The sequence below is a fragment of the Phyllobacterium sp. YR531 genome (assembly GCF_000282595.1).
Classification (GTDB): Bacteria; Pseudomonadota; Alphaproteobacteria; order Rhizobiales; family Rhizobiaceae; genus Phyllobacterium.
This window is the reverse complement of the sequence record NZ_AKIZ01000013.1, coordinates 1-16,576: the sequence shown is the minus strand read 5'-3', so window position 1 is coordinate 16,576 and position 16,576 is coordinate 1. Positions and strand designations below refer to the sequence as shown.

16 protein-coding genes and 1 riboswitch are annotated in these 16,576 nt (G+C 51.8%); of the genes, 9 read left to right on the top strand and 7 right to left on the bottom strand.

The window, feature by feature from the left end:
• Position 1 precedes the first annotated feature (1 nt).
• Positions 2-919, bottom strand: coding sequence for a polyprenyl synthetase family protein (locus PMI41_RS03490; RefSeq protein WP_008121855.1), 918 nt, complete (start codon positions 917-919; stop codon positions 2-4).
• Between the two features lie 152 nt (positions 920-1,071).
• Between PMI41_RS03490 and mtgA the strand changes: the two genes are divergently transcribed.
• The 3 genes from mtgA (at position 1,072) to PMI41_RS03475 (ending at position 2,659) form a co-directional block, all read left to right on the top strand.
• Positions 1,072-1,809 carry a monofunctional biosynthetic peptidoglycan transglycosylase gene (mtgA, locus tag PMI41_RS03485; protein WP_193372089.1) on the top strand — a complete coding sequence of 246 codons (738 nt, stop codon included), beginning with the start codon at positions 1,072-1,074 and terminating at the stop codon, positions 1,807-1,809.
• A gap of 177 nt (positions 1,810-1,986) precedes the next feature.
• Entirely contained in the window at positions 1,987-2,169 is a 183-nt protein-coding gene (rpmF, locus tag PMI41_RS03480) for a 50S ribosomal protein L32 (RefSeq protein ID WP_008121851.1), read from the top strand.
• 85 nt (positions 2,170-2,254) lie between these two features.
• The gene (locus PMI41_RS03475; RefSeq protein WP_008121850.1) at positions 2,255-2,659 is read left to right on the top strand and encodes a hypothetical protein; all 405 of its coding nucleotides are present in this window, start codon (positions 2,255-2,257) and stop codon (positions 2,657-2,659) included.
• A gap of 3 nt (positions 2,660-2,662) precedes the next feature.
• Here the strand turns inward: PMI41_RS03475 and PMI41_RS03470 are convergent, their stop codons facing one another.
• Both PMI41_RS03470 and phaR read right to left on the bottom strand, forming a co-directional pair.
• Positions 2,663-2,944 (bottom strand): cupin domain-containing protein, encoded by a 282-nt coding sequence (locus PMI41_RS03470; RefSeq protein ID WP_008121849.1) that lies wholly within the window; start codon positions 2,942-2,944, stop codon positions 2,663-2,665.
• Positions 2,945-2,967: 23 nt separating this feature from the next.
• Positions 2,968-3,579, bottom strand: coding sequence for a polyhydroxyalkanoate synthesis repressor PhaR (phaR, locus tag PMI41_RS03465; RefSeq protein WP_008121847.1), 612 nt, complete (start codon positions 3,577-3,579; stop codon positions 2,968-2,970).
• Between the two features lie 257 nt (positions 3,580-3,836).
• On the opposite strand from phaR, the gene PMI41_RS03460 reads away from it, so the two are divergent.
• From PMI41_RS03460 to PMI41_RS03435, 6 genes are all read left to right on the top strand, one after another.
• Positions 3,837-5,021 carry an acetyl-CoA C-acetyltransferase gene (locus PMI41_RS03460; RefSeq protein ID WP_008121845.1) on the top strand — a complete coding sequence of 395 codons (1,185 nt, stop codon included), beginning with the start codon at positions 3,837-3,839 and terminating at the stop codon, positions 5,019-5,021.
• 118 nt (positions 5,022-5,139) lie between these two features.
• On the top strand, positions 5,140-5,865 hold the full coding sequence (locus PMI41_RS03455) for a beta-ketoacyl-ACP reductase (protein ID WP_008121844.1): 726 nt from the start codon (positions 5,140-5,142) through the stop codon (positions 5,863-5,865).
• 406 nt (positions 5,866-6,271) lie between these two features.
• Positions 6,272-9,292: a helicase-related protein gene (locus PMI41_RS03450; protein WP_008121842.1), complete on the top strand. Its 3,021-nt coding sequence runs from the start codon at positions 6,272-6,274 to the stop codon at positions 9,290-9,292.
• Between the two features lie 4 nt (positions 9,293-9,296).
• Positions 9,297-9,710 (top strand): RNA-binding S4 domain-containing protein, encoded by a 414-nt coding sequence (locus PMI41_RS03445; protein ID WP_008121839.1) that lies wholly within the window; start codon positions 9,297-9,299, stop codon positions 9,708-9,710.
• A gap of 259 nt (positions 9,711-9,969) precedes the next feature.
• Positions 9,970-10,308: a ferredoxin FdxA gene (gene fdxA, locus PMI41_RS03440; RefSeq protein ID WP_008121836.1), complete on the top strand. Its 339-nt coding sequence runs from the start codon at positions 9,970-9,972 to the stop codon at positions 10,306-10,308.
• Between the two features lie 354 nt (positions 10,309-10,662).
• A complete protein-coding gene (locus PMI41_RS03435; protein ID WP_081497097.1) occupies positions 10,663-11,268 on the top strand; it encodes a CarD family transcriptional regulator in 606 nt (201 codons plus the stop codon).
• 48 nt (positions 11,269-11,316) lie between these two features.
• Here PMI41_RS03435 and PMI41_RS03430 read toward each other — a convergent pair whose 3' ends face one another.
• The 4 genes from PMI41_RS03430 to thiB form a co-directional block, all read right to left on the bottom strand.
• Entirely contained in the window at positions 11,317-12,750 is a 1,434-nt protein-coding gene (locus PMI41_RS03430) for a M48 family metalloprotease (protein ID WP_040853713.1), read from the bottom strand.
• 198 nt (positions 12,751-12,948) lie between these two features.
• Positions 12,949-13,689, bottom strand: coding sequence for a thiamine ABC transporter ATP-binding protein (gene thiQ, locus PMI41_RS03425; protein WP_008121829.1), 741 nt, complete (start codon positions 13,687-13,689; stop codon positions 12,949-12,951).
• Positions 13,682-15,313, bottom strand: a complete 1,632-nt coding sequence (thiP, locus tag PMI41_RS03420) for a thiamine/thiamine pyrophosphate ABC transporter permease (protein WP_244423897.1) — start codon at positions 15,311-15,313, stop codon at positions 13,682-13,684. The genes thiQ and thiP overlap by 8 nt, the downstream gene beginning before the upstream one ends.
• A 5-nt stretch (positions 15,314-15,318) precedes the next feature.
• Positions 15,319-16,332: a thiamine ABC transporter substrate binding subunit gene (gene thiB / locus PMI41_RS03415; protein ID WP_008121827.1), complete on the bottom strand. Its 1,014-nt coding sequence runs from the start codon at positions 16,330-16,332 to the stop codon at positions 15,319-15,321.
• A gap of 45 nt (positions 16,333-16,377) precedes the next feature.
• Positions 16,378-16,488, bottom strand: a riboswitch (TPP riboswitch).
• Positions 16,489-16,576 lie beyond the last annotated feature (88 nt).

The following is a 16,576-nucleotide window of genomic DNA, read 5'->3' as shown; positions in this document are numbered from 1 at the left end:
TCTAGTTTTTTCTCTCGGCGATAAAACGCGCAGCCTCTTTCAGAAGGGCAGATTGTTCTCCGAAGGGTTCAAGCAGGAGTTGCGCCTGTTCAACGAGGCCGGAAAGTTGCCGCTTGGTCCATTCGATTCCATGAATCGAGACCAGCGTTGCTTTGCCGGCTGCCGCATCCTTGCCAGTTGCCTTGCCCATATTCCCGGCGTCAGAAGTCACATCAAGCAGATCATCCGCAAGCTGAAACGCCAGACCGATTGCAGAACCATATTCAGCCAGACGCTCGCGATCCTGTAGACTTGCATTGCCGATAATTGAGCCCGATTCGCATGCAAATCTTATAAGTGCGCCGGTTTTCATTGCTTGAAGCTGAATGATGCCCTGCTCATCCGGCTTTACCTTTTCAGCTTCCAGATCGAGCGTCTGGCCGCCAGTCATTCCACCAATTCCAGCGGCCCGTGCAAGCTCGGTTATAAGTGACACCCGCGCTTGCGCACTGATTTCAGTTTCTTCGCTGGCAATGAGTTCAAACGCGTAAGTGAGAAGGCTGTCCCCAGCAAGTATTGCAGCTGCTTCATCGAACTTTCGATGCACAGTGGGCTGTCCCCGACGCAAATCGTCATTGTCCATGGCAGGTAAGTCGTCATGAACCAGCGAATAACTATGAATGCATTCCAAGGCTGCTGCGACACGCAAGGCCGCAGAATTGTCGGCTCCAAACAGCGCCGCGCTTTCCATGACCAGAAATGGCCGCAGCCGTTTGCCGCCGTTGAGAACGCCATGTCGCATCGCTGCGAGCAATCGTGGAGGGCGGGTAATTTCACCATTGCGCGAGTGTTCAGATAAAAGCTCTGACAGCAACATTTCCACGGACGATGCCCGGTGTTGCAAGCTCAAATGGAAAAGCGAAAAATCATTGTCGTTCATGGCTGCTCAATGATCAATAAATGGTCTTTGGGTCAAGCATCGGATAAATTTTCTGTTCATTATGTAAATGGTGCACCGATTCTTGCAGAAAGAATTCCCTTCTTCTTCCTGATGCTCTATGTCCGAAGTTAAAATTCAAACGGAAGGTCTACGTGGCAAGGGTACTGGTCAGAAACAAGCGGGGCAGGGGGTATCTTGTCGATCCCGGACGCTCGCCTCTAGGGCGGGTTATGCGCTATGCAATTCTGATTGGCGTCATACTCGTTATGTTGCCGTTGGTACTGCTGACACTTTATCGGCTGCCTTTTGTGCATCCCGTTTCTACCTTGATGGTCAAGGACCTTGTTACATTTTCAGGATATGATCGTCAGTGGGTTTCAATCGATGACATATCGCCAACGCTCGTCAATTCAGTGATGATGTCAGAGGATGCCAAGTTCTGCTCGCATTCCGGCGTTGATTGGGATGCATTGAACTCAGTTGTCTCAGATACGATTGATGGGGAGCAAACGAGGGGCGCTTCGACAATACCGATGCAAACGGCAAAGAATCTGTTTTTATGGAATAGCCGTTCTTTTATTCGGAAGGGTCTTGAGGTGCCACTGGCGGTCATGACCGATCTGATACTTCCAAAACGCCGATTGATGGAAATTTATCTCAATATTGCAGAATGGGGTCCTGGAATTTACGGCATAGAGGCTGCTGCACAACATCATTTCAAGACCAGTGCCGCCAAGCTATCCGCACGTCAGGCAGCTTATCTGGCAGTCACTTTGCCTAATCCCATTATGCGAAACCCGGCTAAACCGGGCCGTGGTCTGCAAATGCTTGCAAGGGTCAATGAGCGCCGCGCACGAGCTGCTGGGGCATATGTCGGATGTGTCGGTTAAGGGCCAATAGTGTCTAATTGCCTTGTTTAAAGGCTTGATGACAAAAAATATAAGACTCATGCTGGTCAAAAGCTCTTTGGCGGTGTATAGCCCAGCCGAACTTTCCGGATTTTTGTCCATTGTGACAGGCTCAGTTGGGCCAGTGCCGGATTTTGACTGATTACTGGAGCTGGAACAATGGCTGTACCTAAACGAAAAACTTCTCCGTCGAAGCGCGGCATGCGCCGTTCCGCTGACGCGTTGAAGGCACCGACATATGTCGAAGATAAGAATTCAGGCGAACTGCGCCGTCCACACCATGTCGATCTGAAGACCGGCATGTATCGTGGCCGTCAGGTTTTGACGCCTAAAGAAGGCTGATATTTCCTTCGAAAGCATGCTAAAAGGACCGGCCATGTGCCGGTCTTTTTTATTTTGATCCGACGGCTTTTGGGGAGATTGCTTCGTGATTTCAAATATACCGTTGATGATAGTGCCGCTCATTGTATTCAATCTGGTGATCGCCGGTCTGGCTGGTATCGGCGGTGCTGATCCTTGGGCCACGCAACTTTATTCGGTGCAGATGTTATCCGGCGGCACATGGATTATGACACTAGGCGATCTGATGATCGTCTTATCCCTTGCATTGCTTTTCTTCGAAATCATGAAATCAACACGTACCAGCAATGCATCAGTAGTCGATCATCTGCTCTCGACATTTGTGTTTGTGGCTTTTCTGGTTGAGTTTTTGCTCGTGCCAAGCGCATCGCATTCGCTGTTCTTCATTCTCATGGCGATGGCATTTTTCGACATCCTGGCAGGCTTCACGGTGTCGCTTCGCTCAGCAGGTAGAGATGTGAATTTCCGCTAGCAGCTATTTCAGCTCGATTTCTATGAAGGCATACTCGCCGTCATTGGCGTTTATGACATCGTGTTCCACGCCCTCGGATCGGAAATAAGGCACGCCCTTTTTCATCTCGGCTATTGAATCTCCGTCTTTCGTGACGAGTTTCACTTTACCGTCCATCAAAGGCACCACAACATAATCGTGACCATGCCTGTGCCACCCGGTGTTGTCTCCAACACCGAAGCGATATTCGGTTACAATCACTTTTTCATTGTCGATGAAAACGGTTGCTTTGGCTGATCCGGTCATTTTTCCTCCCGAACCCAATAGCTCTACTTATCGAGAGAATCCAGTTTGCGCTGCATGGCAGCAATCTGTTCTTTCAGCTCATTCAGTCCTGAAGTTTCGGCCGATTTTTCAGCCGCGGGACCTTCGTCCGGTGCTGGGCTTTCTGCCGATTTGTTCAGCGGGAACGGAGTGAACATCTTCATGGCATGCTGCAGCATTTCGGTATTGCGGCGAACCTGCTCTTCGACCAGCTTGATTGGAGTGCTGACATTCATCATATCGATTGGAGACTTGCCAAAAGCGGTGGTAATTTGCTCGCGCATACGCTCCTGTTCTTTTGCAAATGCGGACATGGACTGTTCCAGGAAAGTTGGCAGAACAACCTGCATCTGGTCGCCATAATAGGCAATCAGCTGGCGAAGAAATGGAATCGGCAGCATGTTCTGCCCATCCTTATTCTCCAGCTCGAAAATAATCTGAGTCAAAACGGAATGGGTTATATCTTCTCCGGTCTTGGCATCCTGTACGGTAAAATCCTCATTGCGCTTAACCATGCCCGCCAAGTCTTCCAAGGTTACATATGTGCTTGTACCCGTGTTGTAGAGACGTCGGTTAGCGTATTTCTTAATGATGATTTCGCCGGTCTTCGCTGCCATTACTTAACTCCCCAAGCATATCCCATTGCCGAACTCACGCGCCAGCTTGACGGTAGATCACGAAGGATAGGGGCAAAGCGCATCATTTCAAAGTGATTTGTGCACCGCATACAACCAGTTACCCGCAAAGTTATGCTGCACTGCGGAACGGATAAATCTACTCCAAGCTGAATTGGGCCTTGTCAAATGGTTGAAGGGAGGGAATTCTGTTTGGCAGAAGTATTTTGAATTGAGCATTACAAAATGAGGAAACGTTTATGACCCAATCAATCGTTATCGCCAGCGCAGCGCGTACCCCCGTAGGTTCGTTCAATGGCGCGTTTGCCAATGTGCCCGCGCATGAGCTGGGTGCAGCGGTTATTAAGGAAGTGCTTAGCCGCGCTGGTGTTGAGGGTGCCGATGTCGACGAAGTGATCATGGGTCAGGTGCTTGGTGCAGGCGAGGGACAAAATCCGGCAAGACAGGCTGCAATGGAAGCTGGAATTCCGCAGGAAGCGACGGCGTGGGGATTGAACCAGCTTTGTGGTTCAGGTCTGCGAGCAGTGGCTCTTGGCATGCAGCAGATTGCGACCGGCGATGCGGATATCATCGTCGCCGGTGGTCAGGAGTCCATGTCCATGGCACCGCATTGTGCGCACTTGCGTGGCGGTGTCAAAATGGGTGACTTCAAGATGATCGACACCATGATCAAAGATGGCCTCACAGATGCCTTTCATGGCTATCACATGGGCATTACCGCTGAAAACATTGCCCGCAAATGGCAGTTGACCCGCGAAGAGCAGGATAATTTTGCCTTGGCGTCGCAACATAAGGCGGAAGCTGCGCAGAAAGCCGGACGTTTCAAGGATGAGATCGTTCCGTTTACCATCAAGACACGTAAGGGCGACGTGGTTGTTTCGGACGATGAATATATTCGCCATGGCGCGACATTGGATTCCCTGGCAAAGCTGCGTCCTGCCTTTGATAAGGAAGGAACAGTAACTGCTGGCAATGCTTCCGGTTTGAATGATGGTGCAGCCGCCGTAGTGCTCATGAGTGAAGAAGAGGCCAAGCGCCGTGGTATCAAACCGCTGGCTCGTATCGTTTCCTGGGCAACAGCAGGTGTTGATCCGGCAATTATGGGAACCGGCCCTATCCCAGCCTCCCGCAAAGCACTCGAAAAAGCAGGTTGGAAAGCAGAGGATCTTGATCTGGTAGAAGCAAATGAAGCCTTTGCCGCTCAGGCTTGCGCGGTCAACAAAGACCTTGGCTTCAATCCTGATATCGTCAATGTCAATGGTGGAGCGATCGCCATAGGACATCCGATCGGCGCTTCCGGTGCACGTGTCCTCAACACACTGCTTTTCGAATTGAAGCGGCGCAACGGAACCAAGGGCCTTGCCACATTATGCATCGGTGGCGGTATGGGTGTCGCGCTTTGTGTTGAGCGTCTGAAGGATTAATCAAAAATCTTGCCGGCTTTGTTCTTGGCAAAGCCGGCATTTTTGAAAGAGGGCACATTGCTCTCAGCAACTGACTTATTGACTTTGTTTAAGCGAGATTATTTCAGGGAGGGGAAACATGACCAAAACAGCAATTGTAACTGGTGGTACGCGCGGTATTGGTGCCGCCATCAGCATTGCTTTGAAAGCTGCAGGTTACAAAGTAGCCGCAAGCTATGCGGGTAATGATGAAGCAGCGAAGAAATTCAGTGATGAGACCGGTATAGCGACCTATAAATGGGATGTTTCAAGCTATGAAGAATGTACTGCTGGCATTGCCAAGGTTGAAGCTGACCTCGGGCCAGTGTCCGTATTGGTGAACAATGCGGGTATCACACGCGATGCCATGTTTCATAAGCTGACGCCGGGACAATGGAGTGAAGTAATCAATACCAATCTGAATGGTCTGTTCAACATGACCCATCCCATTTGGACCGGGATGAGGGACCGCAAGTTCGGGCGCATTATCAACATATCCTCCATCAACGGGCAAAAGGGTCAGGCAGGGCAAGTCAATTACTCAGCCGCAAAGGCTGGCGATATCGGCTTCACAAAAGCGCTTGCGCAGGAAGGCGCGCGTGCGGGGATTACGGTCAATGCTATTTGCCCCGGCTATATTGGAACCGAAATGGTACGGGCAATTGACGAGAAGGTCTTGAACGAACGGATTATTCCACAAATTCCGGTCGGACGATTGGGAGAGCCAGAAGAAGTTGCGCGTTGCGTTGTGTTTCTGGCATCTGACGAATCCGGATTTATTACGGGCTCGACACTCTCCGCTAACGGTGGACAATATCTGAGCTGATAGATTCTGCCGCGCATCTTGAGGATGCGCGGCACTATTCTCTAGGCGGAATCCTATCCTAAGACAGTGCTTGACTCTTGAATAAGATTGCGAACGATAGAAAATGTTTAAAAGTTAATATTTGAGGAAAAACGGGCCTTGGAACAAGGTGCGCGATTCAGGATGTTGTGTTGGGCGGGTGGAAAAAATCTAGATATTGCCGTGAACAAATCAGGAATCTGATCCTAAAGCTGATTCGTAGCTGATTCGTTCTGCTCGCGTTCTATTTCTTAACGGTACATTCCGTGAATCGATTAGTGATTGTTTATCTGGATCGGGCCACATACCTTCTGTAGATGCTGAGAATGCTGTTTGGATGAATACCAAACGTTGGTTTGCTCGTTTGGGCGGTGTTGGAATTTAATTGATGAACCTTATGCCCAAGACCGAACTGCCTCTCGCATTGACTGGCCGCGATGTTACGGCAGTTTTGGGACCTACGAACACTGGCAAGACTCATCTTGCGATTGAGCGTCTGTTGGCACATCGATCAGGAATGATTGGCTTGCCGCTGCGGCTGTTGGCACGCGAGGTTTATAATCGCGTGGCAGAGCGCGCGGGCATCGCCAATGTTGCTTTGATCACCGGTGAAGAAAAAATCAGTCCGCCCGGTGCGCGTTATTCTGTTTGCACAGTTGAAGCCATGCCACGCCAGACAGATGTAGACTTTGTCGCCATTGATGAAGTGCAGCTCGCCAATGATCTGGAACGCGGGCACATTTTCACAGATCGCATTCTGCATCTTCGAGGACGTCAGGAGACAATTCTTCTGGGCGCCGCAACGATGCGTGGCATTCTTGAAAAGCTCTTGCCGGGCATTTCAGTGGTTACACGACCAAGATTGTCCAATCTCACCTATGCCGGATCAAAGAAGATTACCCGCCTACCGCCACGCACAGCCATTGTCGCCTTTGCCGCGGAAGAGGTTTATTCCATTGCGGAGTTGATCCGTCGGCAAAACGGTGGCGCTGCTGTGGTTATGGGAACGCTCAGCCCGCGTACCAGGAACAAGCAGGTTGAGCTCTACCAGTCTGGAGATGTGGATTATCTCGTTGCGACTGATGCGATTGGAATGGGATTGAACCTTGATGTCGACCACGTTGCTTTTGCGCAAGATCGCAAATTCGATGGTTATCAGTTCCGAGACCTTTCTCCTACCGAGATAGGTCAGATCGCCGGGCGCGCCGGGCGGCATGTGCGCGATGGTACGTTTGGGGTGACAGGTCACGTCTCGGGATTCAGCGATACACTGATTCAGCGGGTCGAGTCGCACGCTTTTGATGCAGTGAAGATTTTACAATGGCGTAGTGCACGCTTTGACTATTCCAGCCTGGATGCCCTCAAACGTTCCATTGATACGCCCGCTCCAATTGAGGGGCTTACAAGAGCTCTGCCAGCCGTTGATCAGCAAGCTTTGGAATATCTCGCCCGCGATCCGGATATAGCACCTCTCGCAAATACATCTGAAAGAGTGGCGTTGCTGTGGGATGCTTGTGCTTTGCCGGATTACCGCAAAATTGCCCCTGCGCAACATGCGGATATCATTGCATCCGTATACACTGACCTTGTTGAAAAAGGTCATGTAAACGAAAACTATATGGCTGAAGAAGTCCGCAGAGCTGATTCCATTGATGGCGATATCGACGCTCTTTCTCGGCGAATTGCACAGATCAGAACGTGGACTTTTGTGTCTCATCGACCCGGTTGGCTGGCAGATCAGGCACATTGGCAAGAAAAGACGCGTGAAATTGAGGACAGATTATCCGATGCACTGCATGAACGGTTGACGAAACGCTTCGTAGACCGCAGGACAAGCGTGCTTATGAGGCGCCTGAGAGAGAATACAATGCTAGAAGCCGAAATTAGCCCTGCCGGGGACGTTGTTGTCGAAGGGCACCATGTTGGACGATTAGACGGGTTCCGCTTTACTGCGGATGCTCAAGATGATGGAACAGACGCCAAAGCCATCAAGGCTGCAGCGCAGAAAGCTCTGGCCGCAGAGTTTGAAAACCGCGCCGAGCGTTTTTCTGCATCGGCCAATGGTGACTTTGCGTTGGCGTCGGACGGAACCCTGCGTTGGATCGGCGCGACGATCGCTTCGATTGTTTCGGGTGAGCAACCCCTAAAGCCTCGCGCTGTATTGTTGGCAGATGAACAGCTCACTGGCCCGGCTCGTGATAAAGTCGCGGCACGCGTTGATCGTTTTCTCAATCACCACATAGACACGGTGCTAAAGCCGCTTGTGGATCTGGCCAATGCAGATGCATTGGTTGGCATCACCAAAGGCCTCGCCTTCCAGTTGGTTGAAAACTTTGGCGTTCTGCAGCGCCGCGATGTAGCGGAAGAAGTTCGTGGTTTGGATCAGGACTCTCGCGCAGCTCTTCGTCGCCTCGGAGTACGGTTTGGCGCCTATCATGTATTTTTGCCAGCCTTGCTCAAACCTGCTCCAGCGGGTCTCCTGACACTGTTGTGGGCACTCAAGGAAGACGCCAAAGATCGTCCAGGGTATGGCGACGTTGTTCAGGTCTTGTCTGCGGGCAGAACCTCTGTTGTGACCGATGCTAGCTTTGATCCAGCCTTCTATCGTTTGGCAGGATATAGATTGCTTGGCCGTAGAGCAGTTCGTATCGATATTCTTGAACGTTTGGCTGATCTTATTCGTCCTGCGCTGGCGTGGAAGCCCGGCACGGGTGCGCGTCCTGATGGTGCCTATGATGGTTCGCGCTTTCTCGTGATACCAGCGATGATGTCGATACTTGGTGCGACTGCCGACGATATGGAAGAGATTCTCAAGAATCTTGGTTATCGTCAGGAGCCAGTAGAAGCAGCGATTGTTGCCGCCAAACTCGCTGAGCTTGAAGCGGCGAATGCCGCGACAAAACCATCAAATCAGGTTGCTTCATCTGTTCCTGCCGCTGAGCCTGTCGGCCCCGGTTTTGTAAAGCCACCTGTGTCCGAAGCCGTCGTAGCGCAGCCAGCAGAGGATACCAAGCCTGTTTCTGCTCCCGCACCGGAAGAGGCAGCTAAGCCAATTCTGCTGTGGCGTCAGGTGCGTTTTGACAACCGCAATTCTCGCGGCAATCACGAGAAGCGCGACAATCAACGTGGCCAAGCGCGCAATGGTCAAGCTGAGCAAAGAACCGCTCGGACTGATCGTCCCTCGACGCCGACGAGTGAGAGGGGTGAACGTAAGGAGCATTTCCGCGGTAAAGGTAAAGCCGGGGGTAATGAACGTTTCAAACAGGACGGTGCGAAACACGGCGGAAAGGCACAGGTGCAGCACAAAGTCCCGGCCAAACGTCCGGAGCGGGAAGAGCGCCCTGTCAAGATTGATATGGACTCACCTTTCGCAAAATTGCTCGCCCTGAAAGAACAGATGAAGAAATAGGACCATGGCGGAGGCCGGACAAGAAGGGAAAAAAGGACAGCGGATTGATAAGTGGCTGTTTTTTGCGCGGGTGGTGAAATCCCGCTCCCTTGCGGCCAAGCTGGTATCTAACGGGAATGTTCGTTTCAACAAAGTCAAAATTGATCAGCCATCGCAGAGCGTAAGACCCGGTGATGTGCTGACAATTTCATTGGACCGGCGCATTCTCATCTATGAGGTTATTTCCGGTGGCGAACGGCGCGGCCCGGCTGAAGAGGCTAGGAAACTCTATATAGACATCTCGCCGCCGCCTTTGCCAAAAGATGAGAACCGGATAGACGCCCTGCCGAAGCGTGATGCCGGAAGCGGACGGCCTACCAAAAGAGAACGCCGACAGGTGGATCGCCTTATGCAGGGTGAGAATGACGAAACTGATTAACGTGCCACTAATACGCTTGGAATAGTTTTCCGTGGTTTGGCTGTAGGTGGATACGTTATTCTAGTAATTCTCACTTGTAATGAAATCTCTTTGCTTGTTCGTGCTTGACGAAGGTGCGAACAATGCCGCCGAATGCCCGCCAGTACCCATATAGCCGCGTTCTGGTGCCGCAGTTCTGTTCTTACCTCTTGTCAGCTTGGCAGCAAATCGTTACCTCAACGATTGTACCGCTGATAGCGGTGTCTTCTGGAGCCTGTAAATGACTTATGTTGTGACCGACAATTGCATCCGCTGCAAGTATATGGATTGCGTTGAGGTCTGTCCGGTAGACTGTTTTTACGAAGGTGAAAACATGCTTGTCATTCACCCGGATGAATGTATCGATTGCGGTGTTTGTGAACCCGAGTGCCCTGCAGAAGCTATCAGGCCAGATACTGAGCCAGGTCTCGACAATTGGCTCCAGTTGAACGCTGAGTATTCTGAGAAGTGGCCAAATATTTCGACGAAGGGCGAGGCTCCTTCGGATGCTAAGGAAATGGATGGGGTAACCGGGAAATTCGAGAAGTTTTTCTCTGCTGAACCCGGCGAAGGCGACTGACAGTCTAGGGAATCAAGCTTGGCTAAACTGGATTCGCCGTAATTTGCAAGTCTGCGAAGCCCATTCTTTGAGCAATTGCAGCAAAAATTTGATTCTGCTCGCTTTTCATGTTATGGTCGCGGAATATGTTGATCATTGGACGTCAATTTCGTGGCGCTAAAGTATAAATCACCACTTGGCTAGATTTTTTTCGGACGTAGCAGTTCAGGGTATGCTTGTTTGTCATTCAGCCCAACTGATCCGTCCGGATTGCTTTTGCGCGACACCGTTGACGACCGACAAACCGGGTTCCGGTTTCCAGTGGTTGGTTTAACCGGTGCGTTTTGCCGGGCGCAGCAGGGAGTAATGAAGCGCATGACAGTAGTTCCGCAGAAAAAAGCCGCCCAGCGTATTGGATTTAAGACGGGCGAATTTATTGTATATCCGGCACATGGCGTTGGTCAAATCGTCAATATCGAAGAACAGGAAGTCGCAGGCCACAAGCTTGAACTGTTCGTAATTGATTTCCAGAAAGACAAGATGCGTCTGAAGGTGCCAGTTGCCAAAGCAACAGCGATCGGCATGCGGAAGCTTTCTGAAACGGATTATGTAGAACGCGCACTGAAAGTGGTTCAGGGTCGTGCACGCATCAAGCGCACTATGTGGTCGCGCCGTGCGCAGGAATATGATGCGAAAATCAATTCAGGTGATCTGATTTCGATTTCCGAGGTTGTCCGCGATCTTTTCCGCGCTGACAATCAGCCGGAACAGTCCTATTCGGAACGCCAGCTTTATGAAGCAGCGCTTGACCGCATGGCTCGTGAAATTTCTGCCGTCAACAAGATGTCGGAAACCGAAGCTGTCCGCCTGATCGAAGTAAATCTCGCAAAGGGTCCGAAGCGTGGTGCGAAGACTGACGATGCTGAGGCCGAGATAGAGGCAGACGTGGTTGCCGAAGATGAGCAGGAAGAAGCTGCATAAGAGTAATCTTCCTTTCTAACAAAGAGCCCGGCTAAGCCGGGCTTTTTGTTATTCGCTGATCAGTTTCACTTTGTCGCCAACCGATACGGTTCCACCTGGCGGCATTGCATTAATCAAACGGAAAAGATCAAGCTTGCGATCCGTTCCCATGATTTTGCTTGAGAGGGACGACAGCGTATCACCGGATTTGACGGTTACGACTCGAATGCGCAAAGGTTTGGCTGCTGCCTTCTCTTCGGGTGTCAGTAACCGAAAACTTTGAACAACTGTTTGAGATGCCGGCATCAAGGCGGTGCTACCGGCAGGTGCGGCGGTCAAAAAACGATAGATGCGGTTGCCGGCATTGACGACGAAAATATCAAATTCCCAGCGATCGGCTTTCGCTTTGGCGCTCGCAGCGGGCATACCGTTGAAGGTGGTGGCAGTGACGCTGGCATCGTCGAGGCCGGTAACCCACCCGCTTCGCATGTAATCGGTCATTGAGGGATTGCCGGAGATTTGTGTCCCATCAAAGCGGATGGCCACTTCGCCCGGGCCTGTTGCCATGACCGCATCTGCGCTGTTATCGATGGTGAAACCATCTGGGACCGTAAAGCTTACGCCCAAAAGCGGATGAACGAAGTTGCGCCCACGCACATAACCTTCTTCCGGTGTATCGCCGTAGAGAATGCCGTCTATTCCCTTCAGGAACGAGTCACGGTCGGTTGTACCAACACCCGGCGCGCCAATACGGCGGGCGTGCCCCCGCGCCAATTCGATGCGCTGCGGTGCCGATGGATGGCTGGCAAGGAAATCAAGGCTGGCATCAGTAGCGCCGGAAACATTGCGGAAGTCGGCGTAAGAAGCCATGGATTGCAGGAAGCGCGGCGCTGCAAATGGATCGTATCCTGCCTCGCCAATCATCTTGATGCCGATAGCATCGGCCTGAAGTTCCTGATTTCGCGAAAACTGTGCCATGCGCAGCTTGCCACGGATCAGGGCTTCCTGTCCTGCAGTATCACCCTGTAGTACCTCGGAAACGACGCGCCCTGCAATAACGGCTTCTTGTTCCCGCTGTTGGCGTTCGATACCATGATTGGCAATCACGTGGCCCATTTCGTGCGCAATGACAGCGGCCAATTCAGCGCTGTCATTGGCAAGCGCCAGAAGCCCGCGCGTTACATAAAGATAGCCACCTGGCAACGCGAAGGCGTTGATGTTAGGCGAGTTCAGGATCGTAATGCGATATGTATGGGTCGGATTGTCGGATACAGTCGTCAGATTGCCGACTACTTTCGCAACCATGCGTTCAAGCTTTGCGTCTTTGTATTCTCCGCCATAGGTCGCGAGAATACGTGGATGCTGCTCGGCGCTGAGCTTGGCGAGCCGGTCGTTTTTATTGACATTGTCCACCGTGACAGGGTTGGACGAAGGACCAAGGGCGGCATCTTCCTTGGTAACATTAAGCACTTGGCAGCCTGAAAGAAAGGCGAGCATCAGCATAACCTGCGCAGGCTTTTTACCGCGCTTGGCCGCTTTAAACCAACCAGACTTCATTGGGAGTATGTGCGGACCCAGAATCATATCCTCTTCGTACCGAATAGCGGCAGACTCGTATGTCTTTGTTCTTGCTAGCCTGATGCGCGGTCGGGAGCAAGAATTTCATTGTTTTCTTGAAGGGGGCAAGGCGTCGAAAATATGTCAAAGGCCAGACTCTTTGCTACCGAGGTAATTTCGCAACAGCGCCGGCCCCCTGTCAGACAGCAAATCTTTAGCGGGTCCGGAAGCGACAATCCGGCCGTTTTCCAGAAACAGGAGCGCTGAAGACAGGCGTAAAGCATCGTCCGGGTGGTGCGTCACCATAATGATCGTCATTCCGGTTTCCCTATGAAGATCTGCAACAAGACCAAGCATTTCATGACGCAATGCGGGGCCGAGCGATGCGAAAGCTTCATCGAGAAGCAGCACAGGTCTGTTGCGGACGAGCGCTCGGGCAATAGCAACACGCTGACGCTCACCCCCGGACAAGGCATCAGGTTTGCGGGCTTCTTTTCCGGCAAGCCCGACTTTTTGAATAGCAGTTTGAACAGACTTGATGTCAGCCGGATCAAGTTTAAGGTCGGGCTTGCGCCCAAGCCCGACATTCGATGTCACATCAAGATGGGCGAACAGGTTGTTATCCTGAAATGCCATTGATACCGGGCGAAGCGATGGCGGTAAGTCGGTAACATCAACATCATCGATCTGAATTGCGCCACTGGCAGGTTTTTCAAACCCTGCAATGAGATTGAGCAGTGTCGACTTGCCAGATCCGCTGGGTCCGATGATGGCTGTTATCGAAGAAGCCTCGATCGATGCATCAAAGTGCATTGCCATTTCGCCATAATCAAACCGGACAGCGTCAAGCCGGATCGACATTCCATTCAGCACCGGCTTAACCATTGTTGTTGCTATCCCTTCTGATCAGGCGATTTGCCCCCCTGTCGGCTATTACCATGAGAATCAGACAAAGAGCGGCAAGGATAAGCGCAAGGCCCGCGGCGTCATCGGTACGATAGCTCCCCATGCGCTGCAACAGCAGATAGGGCAGAGTCAAAACGCTGTCATTGCCGAAGAGTGCTATTGTTCCGAGGTCTCCGAGTGACAAGGCCATGGCAAACGCAAAGGCGATACCGAGTGGCCGGGTCAAGACCGGCCAATCGATGATTTTCATCCTGTTCCAACCTGTAATTCCAAGCTGTGCGCATAGCTGGTTGTGGCGGCTTGCCGCGGTGTCCCATGATGGACGGAGGATTCGGAATGTAAACGGCACAGCCATGGCTGCATTAACGAATATGACCATGAAAGGCGCCAAGCTGAAAGGGTCGACGAAGTGACGCGAGAGAATGAACCATCCCGCACCAATGATGATTGGTGGCACGACCATGATCAGGCTCGCGCCCAAATCAAGAGAGCGCTCAAAAATGCCAGCCTTGGCGTAGCGTCGCTTCGTCGCTGAAAACTCGCGGGCCACGACAAGACTAAGTGAGACAGCAAGGGAAAGCGTTGCAGCGAGTGAAGCAAGAACAAGACTTGTAACAATTGCACGCCATACGGTTGCTTCAGACATCAATCGTACAAGATCGGCGGACAGCCCGGACAGCACGGTGCCGCTTATGGGTAAGGCTATGAAAAGAAAGCCAATCAATATCACCGAAGTATTCCAGGCCCTGCTGGCCGAAGAAGATGCATCGAAGCGGCGTGTCGTGGTGCGGATGCTGAAGCCTTCTTCGGTCGGTCGCCCCGCCAAGGACAGTAGCGAAAGAATTGCGACAGTCAGGCAAAGTTGCAGCAGCGTCAGGGAGACGGCTCTGGCAATGTCAAAATCGAAGTGAAGCGACTGATAGATCGCAACTTCAAGCGTTGTTGCACGCGGTCCTCCACCAAGTGTCAGCACCACAGTGAAAGAGGTGATGCACAACATGAAAATCAAACCGGCTACGCCTGAAATATTGCGCAGAATGACAGGCCATTCGATCAACTTGAATTGTGTCCAATTGCCCATCCCCAGTTGTGAGGAGAGCTTCCAGTAATCCTCGGGAATGGAATCCAGACTTGAAAGCAGCAACCGGGTTGCCAGAGGCAGATTGAAAAATACATGGGCGACAAGAATGCCGGTGAGCCCGTAAATATCAGGAACGTTGTCCAGACCAAGCCAGGAGAAGATTGCTGCAATCAGGCCGTTTCGCCCATATATACTTGTGATCCCGAGTACAGCGACAAGCGCCGGTAACGCCAGCGGCAATGCAAACAGACGCAGGATCATAGCCCGCCCGGCAAAATTCTGCTGTGCATGCAGCGCGCGAGCGAGAGGGATGGCAAAGCCTACTGAAAGCACCATGGAAAGCAGTGCTTGAAGAATCGTGAATCGGGCAATCCGCCAAAGATAGCTGTCGAAAGCAGCGAAGCCTTCCGTACTGCCTCGGAAAGCTTCAACAACAAGGCTGAGGAGAGAGCCGCCCGCCAACGTAGCCAGAAAGGTGAGGGCGAGAGCCCCCGCCAGTGGTTTCATTGAATGTGCGGCCATCTGCATTACTTGCTCATGGCTTCTAGCCACTCATCAATCCAAACCTTGCGGTTTGTAGCCACCTCTTCGGGGTTTAAAGCCAATGTTTTTGTTGGCTTCACCAAAGTATCGAATGCAGGATCAAGAGGGGTTGAAGTCTTCGCCGCCGGATACATCCAGTTGTTTTCCGGAATCGCGTCCTGAAACGCCGTGCTGGTGATGAATTTCAGGAATTCAGCCGAAAGCGGATTCTTGGTTCCATTTGGTGTTTGCGCAGCTACCTCGACTTGCAAATAATGACCTTCTTCGAAGGCTGCTGCCTTGTAGCGTTCGGTCTTTTCTGAAATCAGATGATAGGCGGGTGAGGTTGTATAGGAAAGAACCATCGGGGCCTCGCCTTTGGTGAAGAGGCCGTAGGCTTCCGACCAGCCGGGTGTGACGGTCAGAACGCGGCCCTTCAATTTGCTCCAGGCTTCACCGGATTTGTCGCCATAAACCGATTTTATCCACAATACGAGACCGAGGCCCGGTGTGGAGGTGCGCGGATCTTCAATCACGATTTTCTGTTTGGGGTCACCCTCGATCAGTTGCTTCAGGCTGGAAGGAGCGTCTTTCAACTTCTCAGTGTCGTAAACGACGGCGAAGTAGCCATAATCATAAGGAACAAATATATCATCCTTAAAGCCGCCGGGAATATTGATCGCACTTACATCGATCCCATGGGGTGCAAAAAGTCCTGTCTTTTGCGCCTCGAACGTCAGATTGGTATCCAGCCCGAGAACGATATCAGCTTTGGTGGATGCACCCTCGAGTTTGAGGCGATTAAGCAGGGCGACACCGTCAGCAACTGCCACGAAATCCACGGCACATGCGCATTGCTTTTCAAAGGCTTCTTTGACTTTCGGTCCGGGGCCCCATTCGGCGGTAAAGCTTTCATAAGTGTAGACTGTCAGCTTGCCTTCTGCGCTTGCAGTGCCAACCATGCAAAGGGCAATGGTGCTGGAAAGAAGGGCAAACTTTATTAAATCGTATGGTCGCATAGGCGCCTCCTAAGGTTGAATTTCAAAAGGATAGGTGCGCCGGCTTTTAAAGCCGCATCTAATCCCTCCGCCGGTACAAACCGGATCAGGTTCCGCGGGTTGACTGGATAATTCCAGCCTCTCAGCCTGTTGATGCAGGCACCCCGTTAGAGCAAGGCAAGATTAAAGGCTGTGACTGTCCAACGCAAGCGGCTGTACTGGTAGGCGGTTGTTTTTATTGCACTTCCCCTTTGCCACGCCCGCT

Excerpts from the sequence above, each read along its gene's own strand:
- PMI41_RS03490 (WP_008121855.1), bottom strand. The coding sequence starts at position 919 with ATGAACGACAATGATTTTTCGCTTTTCCATTTGAGCTTGCAACACCGG.
- rpmF (WP_008121851.1), top strand. The coding sequence starts at position 1,987 with ATGGCTGTACCTAAACGAAAAACTTCTCCGTCGAAGCGCGGCATGCGC.
- PMI41_RS03470 (WP_008121849.1), bottom strand. The coding sequence starts at position 2,944 with ATGACCGGATCAGCCAAAGCAACCGTTTTCATCGACAATGAAAAAGTG.
- phaR (WP_008121847.1), bottom strand. The coding sequence starts at position 3,579 with ATGGCAGCGAAGACCGGCGAAATCATCATTAAGAAATACGCTAACCGA.
- PMI41_RS03460 (WP_008121845.1), top strand. The coding sequence starts at position 3,837 with ATGACCCAATCAATCGTTATCGCCAGCGCAGCGCGTACCCCCGTAGGT.
- PMI41_RS03455 (WP_008121844.1), top strand. The coding sequence starts at position 5,140 with ATGACCAAAACAGCAATTGTAACTGGTGGTACGCGCGGTATTGGTGCC.
- PMI41_RS03450 (WP_008121842.1), top strand. The coding sequence starts at position 6,272 with ATGAACCTTATGCCCAAGACCGAACTGCCTCTCGCATTGACTGGCCGC.
- PMI41_RS03445 (WP_008121839.1), top strand. The coding sequence starts at position 9,297 with ATGGCGGAGGCCGGACAAGAAGGGAAAAAAGGACAGCGGATTGATAAG.
- fdxA (WP_008121836.1), top strand. The coding sequence starts at position 9,970 with ATGACTTATGTTGTGACCGACAATTGCATCCGCTGCAAGTATATGGAT.
- PMI41_RS03435 (WP_081497097.1), top strand. The coding sequence starts at position 10,663 with ATGACAGTAGTTCCGCAGAAAAAAGCCGCCCAGCGTATTGGATTTAAG.
- PMI41_RS03430 (WP_040853713.1), bottom strand. The coding sequence starts at position 12,750 with ATGCTGATGCTCGCCTTTCTTTCAGGCTGCCAAGTGCTTAATGTTACC.
- thiQ (WP_008121829.1), bottom strand. The coding sequence starts at position 13,689 with ATGGTTAAGCCGGTGCTGAATGGAATGTCGATCCGGCTTGACGCTGTC.
- thiP (WP_244423897.1), bottom strand. The coding sequence starts at position 15,313 with ATGGCCGCACATTCAATGAAACCACTGGCGGGGGCTCTCGCCCTCACC.
- thiB (WP_008121827.1), bottom strand. The coding sequence starts at position 16,332 with ATGCGACCATACGATTTAATAAAGTTTGCCCTTCTTTCCAGCACCATT.